This window comes from Pseudomonas sp. TE6283 (genome assembly GCF_054060555.1).
On record NZ_JBSSDH010000031.1, the window covers coordinates 1 to 14976 of the forward strand.

Annotated in this window: 15 protein-coding genes; 3 read left to right on the forward strand and 12 right to left on the reverse strand. The window is 67.1% G+C overall.

Features of this window, described 5'->3' with window-relative positions; genetic code table 11:
- The first annotated feature begins 294 nt into the window (after window positions 1-294).
- The gene (alkB, locus tag ACVWZ5_RS24480) at window positions 295-939 is read left to right on the forward strand and encodes a DNA oxidative demethylase AlkB (protein ID WP_028692161.1); all 645 of its coding nucleotides are present in this window, start codon (window positions 295-297) and stop codon (window positions 937-939) included.
- A gap of 9 nt (window positions 940-948) precedes the next feature.
- Here the strand turns inward: alkB and ACVWZ5_RS24485 are convergent, their stop codons facing one another.
- The 10 genes from ACVWZ5_RS24485 to ACVWZ5_RS24530 form a co-directional block, all read right to left on the reverse strand.
- A complete protein-coding gene (locus ACVWZ5_RS24485; protein WP_062573922.1) occupies window positions 949-1869 on the reverse strand; it encodes a LysR family transcriptional regulator in 921 nt (306 codons plus the stop codon).
- A 99-nt stretch (window positions 1870-1968) separates the two neighbouring features.
- Window positions 1969-2928 (reverse strand): peptidylprolyl isomerase, encoded by a 960-nt coding sequence (locus ACVWZ5_RS24490; protein ID WP_096047894.1) that lies wholly within the window; start codon window positions 2926-2928, stop codon window positions 1969-1971.
- On the reverse strand, window positions 2925-3401 hold the full coding sequence (locus ACVWZ5_RS24495; protein WP_084942967.1) for a YbjN domain-containing protein: 477 nt from the start codon (window positions 3399-3401) through the stop codon (window positions 2925-2927). The genes ACVWZ5_RS24490 and ACVWZ5_RS24495 overlap by 4 nt, the downstream gene beginning before the upstream one ends.
- Window positions 3402-3429: 28 nt before the next feature.
- Entirely contained in the window at window positions 3430-4077 is a 648-nt protein-coding gene (locus ACVWZ5_RS24500; RefSeq protein ID WP_084942971.1) for a DNA repair protein, read from the reverse strand.
- A 15-nt stretch (window positions 4078-4092) separates the two neighbouring features.
- On the reverse strand, window positions 4093-5793 hold the full coding sequence (locus ACVWZ5_RS24505; protein WP_457340916.1) for a putative porin: 1701 nt from the start codon (window positions 5791-5793) through the stop codon (window positions 4093-4095).
- Window positions 5794-5831: 38 nt separating this feature from the next.
- Window positions 5832-6521, reverse strand: coding sequence for an energy transducer TonB family protein (locus tag ACVWZ5_RS24510; RefSeq protein WP_457340917.1), 690 nt, complete (start codon window positions 6519-6521; stop codon window positions 5832-5834).
- An 8-nt stretch (window positions 6522-6529) separates the two neighbouring features.
- Complete coding sequence (locus ACVWZ5_RS24515) at window positions 6530-6955, reverse strand: ExbD/TolR family protein (protein ID WP_028692168.1); 426 nt, start codon at window positions 6953-6955, stop codon at window positions 6530-6532.
- Window positions 6956-6965: 10 nt separating this feature from the next.
- On the reverse strand, window positions 6966-8771 hold the full coding sequence (locus ACVWZ5_RS24520; protein WP_457340918.1) for a DUF2341 domain-containing protein: 1806 nt from the start codon (window positions 8769-8771) through the stop codon (window positions 6966-6968).
- A 32-nt stretch (window positions 8772-8803) separates the two neighbouring features.
- On the reverse strand, window positions 8804-10354 hold the full coding sequence (locus tag ACVWZ5_RS24525) for a ShlB/FhaC/HecB family hemolysin secretion/activation protein (RefSeq protein ID WP_189660326.1): 1551 nt from the start codon (window positions 10352-10354) through the stop codon (window positions 8804-8806).
- A 65-nt stretch (window positions 10355-10419) separates the two neighbouring features.
- The gene (locus ACVWZ5_RS24530) at window positions 10420-11028 is read right to left on the reverse strand and encodes a transposase (RefSeq protein ID WP_028692171.1); all 609 of its coding nucleotides are present in this window, start codon (window positions 11026-11028) and stop codon (window positions 10420-10422) included.
- A gap of 246 nt (window positions 11029-11274) precedes the next feature.
- Between ACVWZ5_RS24530 and ACVWZ5_RS24535 the strand changes: the two genes are divergently transcribed.
- A complete protein-coding gene (locus tag ACVWZ5_RS24535; protein WP_457340919.1) occupies window positions 11275-12003 on the forward strand; it encodes a DUF899 domain-containing protein in 729 nt (242 codons plus the stop codon).
- 17 nt (window positions 12004-12020) lie between these two features.
- Here the strand turns inward: ACVWZ5_RS24535 and ACVWZ5_RS24540 are convergent, their stop codons facing one another.
- Window positions 12021-12902 (reverse strand): LysR substrate-binding domain-containing protein, encoded by an 882-nt coding sequence (locus tag ACVWZ5_RS24540; RefSeq protein ID WP_062573914.1) that lies wholly within the window; start codon window positions 12900-12902, stop codon window positions 12021-12023.
- A 159-nt stretch (window positions 12903-13061) separates the two neighbouring features.
- On the opposite strand from ACVWZ5_RS24540, the gene ACVWZ5_RS24545 reads away from it, so the two are divergent.
- A complete protein-coding gene (locus ACVWZ5_RS24545; protein WP_457340922.1) occupies window positions 13062-13706 on the forward strand; it encodes an ankyrin repeat domain-containing protein in 645 nt (214 codons plus the stop codon).
- A 50-nt stretch (window positions 13707-13756) separates the two neighbouring features.
- Here ACVWZ5_RS24545 and pobA read toward each other — a convergent pair whose 3' ends face one another.
- Entirely contained in the window at window positions 13757-14944 is a 1188-nt protein-coding gene (gene pobA / locus ACVWZ5_RS24550) for a 4-hydroxybenzoate 3-monooxygenase (protein ID WP_062573913.1), read from the reverse strand.
- Window positions 14945-14976: the final 32 nt, after the last annotated feature.

Below are 14976 nucleotides of genomic sequence, written 5' to 3' on the forward strand. Positions count from 1 at the left end.
GGGGCCGGATGAATGGAGCGCAGCGGCTTTGGTTACTTTGGCCAAGACCAAAGTAACCCGCCGTAAGGGCGGAAAGGTGAATAAGCGTCGACATCGCAAATGAATGCGCATACAACTTTCAAAACCACCTAACATCAACATCAACATCAACATCAACATCAACATCAACATCAACAACCCACAAACCTTTAAACACAATACGCCACCAGAGTTAAAACACTCAAACCCATCCGAGCCCCCCACACCCACCAGCGCGAGCTACAATATCCCCCCCAGGCCTCCCCCAAGCCAACCATGATCCAGTCCAACCTCGACCTCTTCGCCCCCCACCCCCAGCGCCTGGCCCTCCAGACAACGCTGCTGCCCGGCTTCGCCCTGCCCGACCTCGAGCCCCTGCTGGACGCCCTGCGCCCCGTGCTCCGCGCAGCACCATTTCGCCATATGCAAACCCCCGGTGGCCTGCGCATGGCCGTGGCCCTGACCAACTGCGGCTCACTGGGCTGGATCAGCGACGAAAACGGCTACCGCTATACCCCCATTGACCCTGTCAGCGCAAAACCCTGGCCCGCCCTGCCCCAGGTACTCATCGACCTGGCCACCCGAGCCGCCGCACTGGCAGGCTTCGAAGGCTTCATACCGGACGCCTGCCTGGTCAACCATTACCTGCCCGGCACCCGTCTGAGCCTGCACCAGGACCGCGACGAACAAGACTACGGACAACCGATCGTCTCGATCTCACTGGGTCTGCCAGCGGTATTCCTGTTCGGCGGCCTGCAGCGCTCGGACCGTCCCCAGCGCATCCCGCTGAATCACGGTGACGTGCTGGTGTGGGGCGGCGAAGACCGCCTGCGCTTTCATGGCGTAATGCCGATCAAGCCAGGCGTGCACCCACGCATGGGCGAGCGACGAATCAACCTCACCCTGCGCAAGGCAGGATGAGTTCGGCAGCTACGGGCTGCAGAACCACTCGCGCCGTTCGTCGAAGGCAGCCCGGATCGCCCCCACCATCACCTGGACCAGCGGGTCGGCCTCGGTCTGGCCGTTGACCGCCAGCCACACCCGCCGCCGCATCGGTTCGCGGAACAGGCCCGGCAAAGCCAGCAGCCCACGATCCAGGTGCGTCGCATAATGCGGCAGCAAGCCGACGCTGGCGCTGCACTTGATCAGCTGGCAGTACATCTCGTAGTCCTGGATCTGCGTCACACCGGCTGTACGGGTCCGCAACAGCGCCTGCCAGGGCATCAGCGCCTGCACGCCAGCTTCGCCCTGCCATTGCACCAGCATGTAGTCCTGCAGGTCCGCCAGGCTGGTCGGCCGGTTGGCCTCGCGGGCATAGCGCTTGGCGATATGCGGCAGGTACTCGAGGGTGGCCAGGGCCTCGGGGGCGGCACCGGCAAAACTGCCAGCACGGGCGCCGTGGCTGCTATCGCCCAGCCAAAGGGCGACATCGGCAACCTGCTCGGGCGCCTGGCGACCGTCAAGGGTGGCCACCTCCAGACGCATGCCGGCATGCTGGCGCACGAAGTTGATCAGGTTGCGACCCAGCAGGTCCTGCAGCAGCGGCTCGGCCACGGCCAAGCGCACGCTCGCGCTTTGCTCTCGCGGCAGCGGCACCACCGGCTCGCGCGCCTGGAGTATCAGCAGCAGGCGTTCACCCTGCTGGCTGAGCACCGGGTTGTTGTTGCGGTTGACGAACAGGCTGTAGCCCAGCCGCGCCTCCAGCGCCGCCAGGCGTTTGCGCAGGGCCACCGGTTTGAGATTGAGCCGCCGCGCCGCCTGCATGAAACAGCCGCAGCGCGCGGTGACCAGGAAACAGTTCAGGGTCTGTTCGTCCAGGGCCAACGGCACCTGGGGACGAACGACAGGCATGGCGGTATCCAGGGCTCGCCCCGGGGACAGATCGATCGGCATCCCTCGCCTCCCACGGGCCCGCCTGGGCAGGCCCGGTTCTTCCATGGTTGTTGGCGCCTAGCGGCTGCTGCTTTCCAGGACCTGGTTCAGCGCCGCGCCATCGATGCTCAGGGTGGCCGTGTCGAACATCCCCTCGACATAGGCCTTGGCCACCTGCTCCTGGCGCTGGGCGCGCAGCAACTCGCGCAAACGTGGCGCCACCTCCTCGAAGGTCGCCGCCCTGGCGGGCTGCTGCTCGACCAGCTTGATGATGTGGTAGCCCGCCACACTCTGCACCGGGTCGCTGACCGTGCCCACCTTCAGCTTGGGCACCACCCCGCGTACCTCGGGCAGCAATTGCGCCAGGGCCTGCAGTCCGGTGTCGCCGCCGGCGGAGGCCGTGCCGGCATCCTGGGAGTGTTCACGGGCGAGCGCGGCAAAGTCCGCATCCGCAGCCTGGGCCTGCTTGGCCAGCGCCTGGGCCTGCTTGCGCACGGCCTCGTCGTCCCTGGGATTTTCCACCCGCAGGAAGATCTGGCTCAGGCGGTAGCGCACCGGCAGTTGCAACCCGGCCTTGCCCGCCTCGTAGGCCTGCTTGAGCTCAGCCTCGCTGGGGTAATCATCAGGCACCTTGCTCACCGAGTTCAGGTAGTCGCGCAGGACGATCTGCTCGGTGGCCGCGCGGGTCTGCACCTGGATTTCCGGGCGCTGCAACCAGCCCTGGGCCTCGGCCTGCTGGTACAGGGCCTTTTCCGCCAGGCGGGCGCGGATCCAGGCCTCCAATGCCGGTCGGTCGCCGCGCAGGCTGGCCCGGGCCTCCTCGGGCAACTGGGCGAACAGCGCCTTGAGCTCGCCACTGCCAACCTGCTGCTCGCCCAGACGCGCCAATACCGGACCCTTGTCGGCCGCCACCAGCGCGGCTGGCGACGCTGGACGCGCCGCCGCCACCGGCTCGTCGCCAGGGCGCAAGGCCAGGGCAATCGCCACCGCGACAATGGCCAGCGCGCCGGCGCCGGCCCAGAAAGTGCGCGCCGTCACGAGGCGCGCTCTTCGTCGTGGGCAGCCTGGGCTTGTTGCTGGCCGGCCACGTTACGGCTGTAGTCACGCAGGTAGACGATCAGTTCCTGCAGCAACCGATCCCACAGCACCAGGCTGCCCAGCAAATGCTGCTGACTGACGCCATCGGCGACCACCACATCCTGCTCCATCACCAGGAACTCGCCCTGCACCGACAGCCGGGCGAAGCGGCGGCTGGCGTTCCAGTGCTCGGCCAGGCCCGCCGGCAGCTCGCCCTGGATACGCAGGGCGCAGCTGAAGGTGAAGTCGAGGAACTCGCCCTCCTTGCCCGCGGCCCGGTTGCCGAAACGTACGGCATAACCCACGCCCTGGCTGGCGCTGAGCAGTTGCACCACGGCGTTCTGCTCGGTGCGGTTGACCCGGCAGCCGGCATCCTGCAGCAACTGGGTCAGGGAGTCGGCGCTAACGGTTTCGATCAGGGTGACTTCGGTCATGTGCTTACTTCCTTGCGTTGAGAAAACGTCACTGGGTCACGCCCTTGGGGGCGTCGAACTGGCTTTCGTAAAGCTTGTCGCCATAGGCCTGGGCCAGCTCCTCGAACTTGACCCGGGCACCACCGGCGAATGGCTGGCGCATCTTCATGACATCGGCGATATCGACCTTCTCGTAGGCGGCCAGCATCTCCTTGGCCACCCCGTACATCTGCTGGTTGCGGGCCTGGCATTGCTGCACCTGGCCGTCACGCTCGCCCAACTGCGCCTGCAGGGTGGCGCGCTCGCTTTCCTTGGCGCGCGCCATCGCCAGCAGCTCGTCATAGGCCTGCTTGTACTTGTGCAGTTGTTCGTTGCTGCTGGCCACCAGCGCCTGGGCCTGGCTGTGCACGGCTTGTTGCTGGCCAGCCAGTTGCTCGCTCTGGCCGCGGGCCTTGGCCAGTTGCGCGGTCAGTTCGCGCACCTGGCCCTGAGCCGCGTCGCGCTGCTGCTCGGCCGCCTGGCGGGCGGCGCTGGCCTGGGCTTGCTCGCTCTGTAGGGCCTGCAGCTGTTGCGTGGTGGTGCGCAGTTGGGTGCGCAGACGTTCCTCGAGGGTCTCGGCCGACGCCGAGGCCGCCAGGCTTGCGCCCAAGGCCAGCATCAACCAGGCGCAGCGGTGGCGATAAGCTCCCTTGTTCATGCCCGTGCTCCTTCCCTAGAACCGAGTGTTGACTTCAAGTTGTAGCACATCGATGTCAAACGGCGCGCCGTAGACCGCCTCGCTGCTCAACCAACGGGCTGTAGCGTAGACGTTGTCGGCCAGGCCGTAGTTGCCACCGAGGAAATAACCCTTGGCGTTGGTGCCGCCGAGGTGGAAGCTCGAATCGTTGAAGCCGTCCGGCAGCGCGTCGGGCTCGATGCGCTTGTAGCCGGCGAACAGGTTCCAGTCGCCGGCCTTGCGCATGTCCAGGGCGTTGCCCAGGGTGAACTGGAGCATCCAGGCATCGCCGCCGCTCTTGAGGTTGCCGTTCTCGTCGACGTTGTTGGCCAGTTGTCCCGCCGAACGCTTGCGCATGTCGCCCTCGTCGTAGGCCAGGTTGTGGATGTAGTTGGCCTGGCTGCGCAGCTTGAAGTCATGGGGCAGGTCGGCGTCCCACACCAGGTTCAAATCGAGCAGCTCGAACTCCGAGGCAATGCCGACGAATTGCGGCTGCGGCGTGGCCGCCGGGTTGGCCGGATTCGGCGTGATGTCGCGGAGCAGGAACACGGTGTTGCCCTTCTGCATGAAGGTCGGCCGGGATTCGTCGCTGTCACAGCCCGGCTGGCCATCCCACGGGGCGCATGGGCTGGAGCGCTCGCCGGCGATATCGTCGAAGCGGTAATAGGCCATCGCGCCCTTGAGTCGATTGCTATCGTTGAGCGCCCATTTCGCGCCCAACTGCGCGCCGTACAGCCACTTGTTGTCGCTATCTTCCTTGTCCAGGCCGTTGCTGGTGGCGCTGTCGTCGCTGTATTGCACAGGGAATGCGCCGACAGTGCCGAACAGGCTGAGATCATGGCCCAGCGGCTGGTCGAACAGCGCCGCCACGCCATCGAAGTTGAGGTCGTGGGAATACAGGATGTCGGTGGACATGAACGGGTTGGCGATCCGCCCGCCGGTCAGCGTCAGGCGCTCGCTCGGCGTCCAGGTGACGTAGCCCTGGTCGAGCCAGATGTCCTTCTTGCCGAAGCCGCCACCGAGGTTCTGGGTGGTCGAGACCGGGTTGTTGTTGGAGCCGGTGGCGACGCGGATGCCAGCCACCCAGTTCTCCGCCAGCTGCGCCTTGAGGCCGAAACGCGCCCGCAGGCGCAGGAGGCTGTCGCGGTCCTCGCGGGTGTTGAGCAATGGCGGCAGGCTTGAGCTGCTGTTGGGGTTGACGTCGTAGGGGCCCTTTTCATTGAGCTTGGCGAAATCGACGATCTCGTTGCTGTTGCCGTCGGCATACGAGCGCGACTCGTAGCGCAGGCGCAGGTCGCCGTCGAAGCTGATGCGCGAGGCCCAGTCCGGGAAGGTGTTGGGCGCGGCCCAGCTTTCCTGCTTGGCGGTGCTCATCACCTCGGCCTTGATCTCGTCGCGGATCTGCTGGCGGACGATGGCCGGCACGTATTGCACGCGCACCTCGCCGTTGGCGGCCGGGGCCTGGGCGACAATCGGCGCGGCGCTGGCGGCGACCCGCGCCTGCTGGGCCTCGCGTTCGGCCTGGGCGATCAGCGCGTCGGCCTTGTCCTGCTTGAGCACGCCCTGCTCCACCAGCAGACGGATCAGGTTGACGGTCGCGTTCTCCGACGGCGCGGCGTGGGCGACGGTCGGACCGACCGCGGTGGCGGCGGCCAGCAGGCCGAGCGCCAGGGTCAATCGGTTGACTGGGCACTTCATGGGTTTGCAGCTCCTGTGGGTCAGTCGTGCTTCGTTGTTCATGGCCGGCGCCCCTGCAGGGCGATCTTCACCGGCAAGGTCAGGTTGGCGGGCGGGCGCTGGTCGAGGGCGCGGGCGCCGCGCAGGGCGGCGAGCACCTGGGCGTCCACCTCCGGCTCGCCGCTGCCGCGCAGCAGTTCGACACGGGTGATCTCGCCCGCGGCACTGAGCCAGATCTCGGCCTGCAGGTTGAACACCAGGTTGCGCAGCTCGGGGTTGTCGCGCAGCAGGCGCTGGAACGCGTAGGCCAGGTACTGGCTGTAGGTGCCGCTGCCCAGCCCCCCTCCGCCGCCACCGGCCATGCCGCCGCCCTTGCCGGCGCCGACGTTGAAGCTGTCGCCGCCCGCTTGCGCGTCGCCGTCCATCTGCATCGGCTCGGCCAGGTCCTGGGCCGGATCGGGCGCCTCCTCGGCGGGCTTGACCTCTTCGGCCTCGGGCACCGGCTGCGGCTCGACGATCTTCTCCTCGACCGGCGGCTCGGGCTCCCTGGGCGGCTCGGGCGGTGGCGGCGGCGGCGGTGGCGGCGGCGGCGGTGGCGGCAGCGGGATGATCGCCGGCACCTTGGGCGCTTCGCGGCGCACCCCGGCCATGTCGTTGGCCCACTGCCACAGCAGCCAGGCCAGGCCAGCGCCAGCAACGGCGAGCACGGCCCAGGTCAGCAGGCGGCGGGGGTTGGCTGTACGTTCCATGCCTGCCCTCACCCCTGGTTCGGCTTGCCGGTGACCAGCCCGACCTGGGCCAGTTCGAGACGGCGCAGCAGGTCGAGCACCTCGACCACCTTCTGGTACTGCACGCCCGCGTCGCCGCGCACGATCAGCGGGAAGTCGGGGTTGCGCGCCTTCTCGCTGCGCAGGCGGTCCTCCAGCTCCTGCAGCGTCACCGGGTAGGCGTCGAGAAACACCTGGCCGGCGTCGTTGATCGAGATCGCCTTGGTCTTGGGCTGGGCCAGCGACACCGTGGCGCTGGCCTTGGGCAGCTGCACCTGGATCCCGGAGACCTGCGCAGTGGCGGTGAGGATGAACATCACCAGTACCACCATCAGCACGTCCACCAGCGGGGTGATGTTGATGCTGTCGACCGCGGCGTCGGTGTCGTCGTCATGGGCGTTGTTCACGGATGCCATGGCTGTGCCCTCACGCCGGAACCGACGGGTTGACGCTGCGCCCGGTCGGGCGCTGCGCCGCTTCACCGGCCTGGCCCTCGCCGTGCAGCTCGGCCAGGCGGGTGATGAACTCGTCGACGAATACCCGCATGTCGGCGCTGACCTCGCGGTTGCGCGTGGTCAGGCGGTTGTAGCCGAACAGCGCGGGGATGGCGACGAACAGGCCCATGGCGGTGGCCAGCAGCGCCGCGGCCATGCCCGGGGCGATGGCATTGATGTTGACGTCGCCGGCCATGGCGGTGCCGAGGAACACCACCATGATCCCCAGCACCGTGCCCAGCAGGCCGATGTAGGGGCCGCCGGCAATGGCGTTGGACAGTGTCGACAACTTCGATGACAACGCCTGGTTCTCGCGGGTGCGCACGCCGTCCATGGAGCAGCGGATGGCCTCGATGGTGGCCGCGGACACTTCGCGGGTGTCGGCGCCCTGGGCGCGGCGGGTGCGAAGTTCCTGCACGGCCACCAGGTACAGGCGCCACAGCGAGGAGTCGGTCAGCCGCCCATGCAGGTCCTGATCGTCGGCGAACTGCTCCAGGCGCGTGCCGACCGTGGCGAAGCGCTCGCGAAAGCGGGTGTTGGCGGCGGTGACGCGACTGAGGGTGCGCTGCTTGCGCAGCATGATCACCCACGACTGCACCATCATCAGCACCAGGATGGCGATGATCACCCAGGCGTCCACCGGCACCGCCTTGAGCAGGAAGCCCAGGCCGCCGAAGCCGAAGCCCGACTGTTCCTCGTCGACGCCGTACACCACCAGGCGCGACTCGGCGCCCTGGGCCAGCACGTCGGCCTGCAGGCCGGCCTGGCTGCGGGCCACACGGGACAGGCGCAGTTCGTCCAGGGCGCCGACAAAAGGCGCGAACTGGCTGGTCACCTCGCCTTCGGGCGGCAGCAGTTCACCACCGATGCCGACGGCACCGTTGAAGGCCGCCAGACTGGCGGCCAGGCGGGCCACCGGCTGGCCTTCGAGCAACAGGCTCAGGTTGCCGCCCTCGCCCACCAGTGCCAGGTGTTGCCACTGACCGGCACTCACGGCCTGGCTGGCGCTGGCGCGCTGGCCGTCGACCTCGACGAAAGGCACGCCCTGGGCCAGGCCCAGCAACAGACTGTGGCCAGCCTCGCGACGGGCCAGCAGCAGTTGTTCGCCCACCGCCTGGTCCTGGCGCAGCCAGGTGCTGAAGGTGAACGCCGCACCCGCCGGCAGTTGCAGCGAGGCGCTGGCCGGCAGTTGCAGGCCCTGGCCACCGAGCTGGATGGCCCGGCCGATGACGCCGTCGACGCTCACCGTCGGCCCTTGCAGCTGATTGCCATAGGGGCTGGCGTCGCGGGCGGTGGCACCGTCGAAGTGGTAGAGCGCGGTGTAGTCGGCGTCGAAGCTGGGCTGGCCAGCAGGCGCCTGGGCTTTAGGGTTGCCGTAGTACATCCACAGCTCCTGGCGCTGGCCCGCTTCTATGCGTGGCACATCCACCCAGATCAGCGCCATGCCCATCAGCGGATCGAACTGCTCGACATGGTGATTGAGCACGGTCTTGTCATCGGCGCTGACGAAGCGGATGTCGGCACCGGTCTCGCTGACGCCGTCGAAGCTGAAGTTGCCGGTATGCAGGCGCACCAGCAGCGCGGTGCGGCCCAGCGCCTGGGTCAGGCCGGCGCCCTGGGGCGTGGCGTCCACGGCGATCTGCTTGCGGTACATCCAGTCGTCCTGCCACCAGGCACTGGCGCTGCCCGGCAGGGCGAAGCCCAGGCACAGCAGCAAGGTCAATATCAGGCGTTGCATGAGAGGTCTCCAGGTCGATGCCGGTCAGTGAGTCAGAAGGTCGCCTGCACACTGAAGTGCACACGGGAAGCGTTCTTGTCGGTATTGGGGCCGTCCTTGAGCGGCACGGCCCAGTCGACGCTGCCGGACAGCCAGTCGTTGAGCGTGGCGCGGGTGCCGATGCCAGCACTGGCCAGGCTGTAGCGGTCGTCCTGCTCGGGCAGCGCGTCCTGCAGGCGCAGCTGGGCGCCTTCGGCGAACAGATAGAAGCGCCAGTCGCTGATGTAGCTGCCGACATAGCGGCCGATGGATGGGGTGCGCAGCTCCTGGGAGAACAGCAGGCCGTCGTCCCCGGTACGCTCGGCGGCCAGGTAACCGCGCACCGAAGTGGCACCGCCCGCGGCGAACTGCTCGTTCGACACCAGCGGCCCCGAGGCCAGCTGGAAGGCCAGCTTCGAGGCGCTCTGCCAGGAGCCTGCGAAGTCGAAGGTGTAGCTGCCGTCGCCCTTGAGCGCGGCGAAGCTGGAATCGGCGCGGTAGCGCTTGTAGTCGAACTCGGCGTCGTCGCTGCCGTAGCCCAGCAGGCTGCGGGTGCCGGCCACCAGGCTCAGGCCCAGGCTCAGCTGGTCCTGCTCGGTGAAGCGGTAGCCGGTATAGCCCAGGGTGATGGGGGCGTACTTGAGTGGTACCTTGTCGCTGCTGGCGCCCAGGCCGACCTGCTCGTCGAAGTCCTTGAAGTCCACGCCGATCGACAGGGCGTTGGCCCAGGCGCCGACGCCCGGCAGGTTGTAGATTGCCGAAACACCGTAGGAATGGCCCTTGCCCAGGACGTTGGTGCCGCCCACCGTGGCGACGTTGCTGTCGGAGTGGTAGCCGGAGAACTGCACGGTCCAGCGCTCGTTCAGGGGTGCGGCGTAGGAGCCGGACCAGACTTCGGCATTGTCACGGTCCTGGGGCGCGGTGAACCAGGTCAGCGAGACGCTGTGGCCGGCCTGCCAGAGGTTGTTGTAGCCCAGGCTGACGACGCTGCGCAGCTTTTCGGTGTCGGCGCTGTGATCGTTGTTCAGGCCCAGGCTCAGGTGCCAGGGCTGCTTGTCCTCGACCTGCAGGTCGACATCCATGGTGCCCGGCCGCTGGCCCTCGCGCACCAGCGGCATGACCTGGCGGCCCGGGGTGCGGTTGAGCGTGGCCAGTTCGTCCTGCACCTGGGCGAAGTCGGGCACCTTGCCCTCCTCCAGCGCCGGAACCTGTTCACGAATCTCCAGCGGCGAGTAATGCTTGGCGCCCACCACCCGCACCCGCCCGACCTTGGTTTCGCTCACCTGCAGGTAGACCACGCCACCCTCGACCTTCTGCTCGGGCAGCTCGACGAACACCGACTGGTAGCCACGGGCCTGGTAGCTTTTCTGCAGGGCCTCGCGGGCGCCTTCGAGGTCGGCCAGGGTCTTGTCCGGCCCCAGGTAGGGATAGACCGCCTCTTCGATGGCCCGGGCGTCGAGCACCGTATTGCCGCGCACCACATATTCATTGATCTCGACCCGGCGCTGCGCCTCGTCCGCGACCACCTCGACCGCCAGCAGACACGACAGCAGCCCTGCGCCCATGGCGCATCGCTTGAAGAAAAAATGCTCCACACCGCCCCCTTGAGCGCCAGGAATTCGTTGGGTTTCTAGTGGTTTGCGTCAGGCGCGGCCTGACCTTGGTGACGTGCCAGCCAGCTGTGCAGCAAGGCCAGGTTGAGGCTGAACTCGGGCATGGCCTGCAGGCTCGCGCCGAGCACCTCGTCGACCATGCGCTGCAGCAGCGACACGGCCATGGCGCTGCCCAGCAGCACGCCGAGGTCATGACTGAACAGGCTGAAGTTCCACACCCGCGATTTCAGTTCCAGGCCGGCGAACCAGCGGAACAGCAGGTTGTAGTTGAGCTGCTCGTAGAGCTGCTTCTCGCTGGGCACCGAATACAGCAACTGCAGCAGCAGCACGTGCATCAGTGTGTGCGGGGCGATGATCATGCCCTGCTGCTCGGCCAGCAGCGCCAGCGCGGCCTGGTGCTCATCCAGCAAGGCTTCGATACGCGGCTTGAGCAGCGCCAGCGAATGCCCGGGCGGCACGCAGCTGGCCACCTCGCGCAGGGCGCCCTGCCAGTCTTCCTGGGAGACGATCCATACCCACGGCGCGCCGTAGCGATAGACCGAGACCGGCTGCTTGCGCGCCGCCTCGACGATCTTCGCCAGGCGCTGGTCGAGCTCCTGCATCCCCACTTTCGTGTAGCGTTCCATAGTCCCCATCGCCCCGCTCCCAGGCCGTTCCCCAAGGCTCGACCGGCCCGATGGCCAGATGCCTTGCCGGTATCCATGGCTTTGACGGGGGTGGCGCTTTGCTACCGACGTTTTGTCATGAAAGGTTCATCAGGGAGACTGCATCGAGGGGGCGGAGCAACCATTGGTCGGCAACGGAAAATCCAGCGTCGAATGTCCGCGCTGCCATTCGACCACTCGGTGAACCCCCAGCGTGGAGTCACGCCCATGAGCCATTCCACCCCCAAGCATGCCGTGGTCACGCGCAGCCAATGGCTCGCCGGCCGCCGGCAACTCTGGCTGCACGAGAAAGCCTTTACCCATCAACGCGATGAACTTGCCGCAGCCCGTCGCGCCTTGCCCTGGGTGCAGGTGGAGCAGGACTATCGTTTCCAGGGCCCACACGGTGAGCTGAGCCTGGCCGAGCTGTTCGCCGGGCGCAGCCAACTGCTGGTCTATCACTTCATGTTCGCCGAGGGCTGGAGCGAAGGCTGCCCGGGCTGCTCTTTCCTCGCCGATCATTTCGACGGCGCCAACCTGCACCTGGCCCACCATGACGTGTCGCTGGTGGCGGTGTCACGGGCACCCTATGGCGAATTCCAGGCGTTCCGCCAGCGCATGGGCTGGCAGTTCCCCTGGTACTCCTCGCACGGCAGCGCCTTCAACCAGGACTTCGGGGTCACTGTCGCCACCGATGGCAGCGCCCAGTACAACTACGAGCCCTATGCCGGCGACGAGACGGAGTTGCCCGGGCTGAGCGCGTTCTACCGGGATGCCGACGGCAGCCTGTACCACACCTACTCCACCTATGCCCGGGGGCTGGACATCCTGGTCAATGCCTACAACTTCCTCGACCTGGCCCCGCTGGGGCGCAACGAGGAAGGGACGATGGATTGGGTGCGGCATCATGATCGCTATGACGGGGCCCAAGGCAAGCCACACTGCTGCGGGGACTGATCGTTTCGCTGGCGGTGTCAGATCGCCTGCACCGCCAGCAACCCGGTTAGCACCTCGGCCAGCGCCTTGACCATCGTGTCCGCCGTTGGCCGGTGCACGATCACGATCTCGTAGCTGTCCACCTCCGGCAGCCCCTGCCCGGCACCCAGCACCCGGTGCTCGCCGAGCGCCGCCCGCGGGGGCAGCAGGCTGATGCCCATGCCGTCGGCCACCGCCGCCTGGATCCCGCTGAGGCTGGAACTGGTAAAGCTGATGCGCCAGCGCCGGCCCATGCCTTCGATCGCGCTGATCATGTCGTCGCGGTACAGCCCGCGTGGCGGAAAGGTCACCAACGGAATCGGATCGAGGTCGAAGGACGGCGTGCGCGCGCTGTCGATCCACTGCAATCGCTCTGGCCAGCAGGCCACGCCCTCGCGGCTGTTGCGCCGCTGCTTGAGCAGCACCAGGTCGAGTTCACCGTTGTCGTAGGCCTGGCTGAGATCGCGGCACAGGCCGCTGGTGACCTCCAGCTTGACCTGCGGGTGGCGCCGGCTGAACGCGGACAATGCGTTGGTGGTGCGCCCGCCGACGAAATCCTCCGGCACCCCCAGGCGCACGGTGACCCCGACCATCGCCCCGGCCAGGGCTTCGAGCATCTGGTCATTGAGGGCCAGCATGTGCCGGGCGTAACCGAGCAAGGTCTGTCCGGCATCGGTGGGCAACACATCGCGGTTGCCGCGCACCAGCAGGCGATGGCCGACCATGTCCTCCAGGCGACGGACCTTCTGGCTGATGGTCGATTGGGTGGAATGCAGGCGGACGGCGGCAGTGGTGAAACTGCCGCAATCGGCCACCACGACGATGGCCCGCAGCAGGTCGAGGTCGAACAAGGCCCTATTCGGTTTTACGCTGGAAGACATCTCTGTATTCGACTTCTGAATGACAAGGCTGACTTCTACCATGGGCGCCCAGTGCCGGCAACATGCGCAAATACACTGGATCCCATCCGGATAATTCACTTCTGCTACAACCACAAGGGCCCTACATTCAAGCTTCGTCGCATCAGGATACCGATGACCATGCGCCTGCCGTTCGCCGCCTTGCTGTTGAGCCTGAGCCTTGCCACCCATGCCGAGACCTCAGCCATGAATACCCCCTTGCTCGATGCCGCCCGCCACGGCGACGCCCCTGCCGTGCGCCAGTTGCTCGACCGTGGCGCCCTGCCTGATACCCGCAACGACCAGGGCCAGACTGCGCTGCTGGTGGCCACCCATGCCAACCAGGTGGAGGTGGCCAAGGTGCTGATCGAGGCCGGGGCCGACGTCAACGCCAAGGACAACATCAACGACAGCCCCTACCTGTATGCCGGCGCGCGCGGGCTCAACGACATCCTGCGCCTGACCCTGGCCCATGGCGCCGACCTCAAGAGCACCAACCGCTACGGCGGCACCACGCTGATCCCGGCGGCCGAGCGCGGTCACGTCGAGACCGTACAGCTGCTGATCGAGGCCGGCGTCGACGTCGACCACCTCAACCGCCTGCACTGGACCGCGCTGCTTGAGGCGGTGATCCTTGGCGATGGCGGCCCTCGGCATGTGGAGATCGTGCGCCGGCTGCTGGCGGCCGGAGCAGATCCGCGGATCACCGACAAGGAGGGTGTGACCGCGCTGGAGCACGCCCGCCAGCGCGGATACCGGGAGATGGTGACGCTCTTGGAGCAGTAGAACCTGGCGTCGCTGCCGGCGATTGGACCGCAAAGCGGTCCCCCACTGTTCTATTCCACAGCCTCGAACGGCAGCCCAACGTAGTTCTCGGCAATATTGGCAAGGCCGGCCGGCGAACCAAGGTAGTACTCGCGGTCGGCCTCCTGCATCTTGCGGTCCCAGTCGTCCTGATGCGCGCCGAAATCATGCAGCAGCCGGGTCATGAACCAGCTGAAACGCTCGCCCTTCCACACCCGCCGCAAGGCCAGCGGCGAGTACTGCGCCAGCAGGTCGGTGCGGCCCTCGCGGTACACCTTGACCAGGATCCGATACAGGTAGTTGACGTCCGACGCCGCCAGGTTCAGCCCCTTGGCGCCGGTGGGCGGGACGATATGGGCGGCGTCGCCCACCAGGAACAACCGGCCATGCTGCATGGGCTCGAGCACATGGCTGCGCAGCGGCGCGATGCTCTTCTCCAGCGCCGGCCCCGTGACCAGCTGCGCGGCCACCTCCGCCGGCAGGCGCGCCTTGAGTTCATCCCAGAAGCGCGCGTCTGGCCAGTCCTCCACCCGCTCCTGCAAAGGCACTTGCAGGTAATAGCGGCTGCGGGTCTGCGAGCGCTGGCTGCACAAGACGAAGCCGCGTTCGTGGTGGGCATAGATCAGCTCGTGGTTGACCGGTGGGGTGTCGGCCAGCAACCCCAGCCAGCCAAACGGATAGACCCGCTCGTACACCTTCAGCACATCGGCCGGAATGCTCTGGCGCGCCACTCCGTGGAAGCCGTCGCAGCCGGCGATATAGTCGCAATCGACCCGGTGCTGACGACCGTCCTTGTCGAAGGTGAGGTAGGGCCGCTCGCCGTCGATGGCGTGGGGGCGAACATTGTCCGCGCAATAGATGATCGGCGCCCCGCTGGCCTGGCGTGCCTGCATCAGGTCCCGGGTGACCTCGGTCTGACCGTACACCATCACCGTCTTGCCGCCGGTCAGCGCCTTCAGGTCGAGGCGCTGGCGACGGCCATTGACCAACAGTTCAACGCCTTCGTGTACCAACCCTTCACGGTCCATGCGCTGGGCCACCCCGGCCTCGCGCAGCAGGTCGACCGTGCCTTGCTCGAGCACGCCGGCGCGGATGCGTCCCAACACATAGTCGGGGGTCTGGCGCTCGACGATCAGCGTGTCGATGCCCGCACGCTGCAGCAGCTGGCCCAGCAGCAGGCCGGAGGGGCCGGCGCCGATGATTGCAACCTGAGTCTTCATTGTTGTTGTCTCGCGATGACGATGCCGGCCGG

Bases quoted from the DNA above. Each gene is read 5' to 3' on its own strand.
- ACVWZ5_RS24525 (WP_189660326.1), bottom strand. From the start codon at position 10,354: ATGGGCGCAGGGCTGCTGTCGTGTCTGCTGGCGGTCGAGGTGGTCGCG.
- ACVWZ5_RS24530 (WP_028692171.1), bottom strand. From the start codon at position 11,028: ATGGAACGCTACACGAAAGTGGGGATGCAGGAGCTCGACCAGCGCCTG.
- ACVWZ5_RS24545 (WP_457340922.1), top strand. From the start codon at position 13,062: ATGCGCCTGCCGTTCGCCGCCTTGCTGTTGAGCCTGAGCCTTGCCACC.
- ACVWZ5_RS24495 (WP_084942967.1), bottom strand. From the start codon at position 3,401: ATGACCGAAGTCACCCTGATCGAAACCGTTAGCGCCGACTCCCTGACC.
- ACVWZ5_RS24510 (WP_457340917.1), bottom strand. From the start codon at position 6,521: ATGGAACGTACAGCCAACCCCCGCCGCCTGCTGACCTGGGCCGTGCTC.
- pobA (WP_062573913.1), bottom strand. From the start codon at position 14,944: ATGAAGACTCAGGTTGCAATCATCGGCGCCGGCCCCTCCGGCCTGCTG.
- ACVWZ5_RS24505 (WP_457340916.1), bottom strand. From the start codon at position 5,793: ATGAAGTGCCCAGTCAACCGATTGACCCTGGCGCTCGGCCTGCTGGCC.
- ACVWZ5_RS24500 (WP_084942971.1), bottom strand. From the start codon at position 4,077: ATGAACAAGGGAGCTTATCGCCACCGCTGCGCCTGGTTGATGCTGGCC.
- alkB (WP_028692161.1), top strand. From the start codon at position 295: ATGATCCAGTCCAACCTCGACCTCTTCGCCCCCCACCCCCAGCGCCTG.
- ACVWZ5_RS24485 (WP_062573922.1), bottom strand. From the start codon at position 1,869: ATGCCTGTCGTTCGTCCCCAGGTGCCGTTGGCCCTGGACGAACAGACC.
- ACVWZ5_RS24520 (WP_457340918.1), bottom strand. From the start codon at position 8,771: ATGCAACGCCTGATATTGACCTTGCTGCTGTGCCTGGGCTTCGCCCTG.
- ACVWZ5_RS24535 (WP_457340919.1), top strand. From the start codon at position 11,275: ATGAGCCATTCCACCCCCAAGCATGCCGTGGTCACGCGCAGCCAATGG.
- ACVWZ5_RS24540 (WP_062573914.1), bottom strand. From the start codon at position 12,902: ATGTCTTCCAGCGTAAAACCGAATAGGGCCTTGTTCGACCTCGACCTG.
- ACVWZ5_RS24515 (WP_028692168.1), bottom strand. From the start codon at position 6,955: ATGGCATCCGTGAACAACGCCCATGACGACGACACCGACGCCGCGGTC.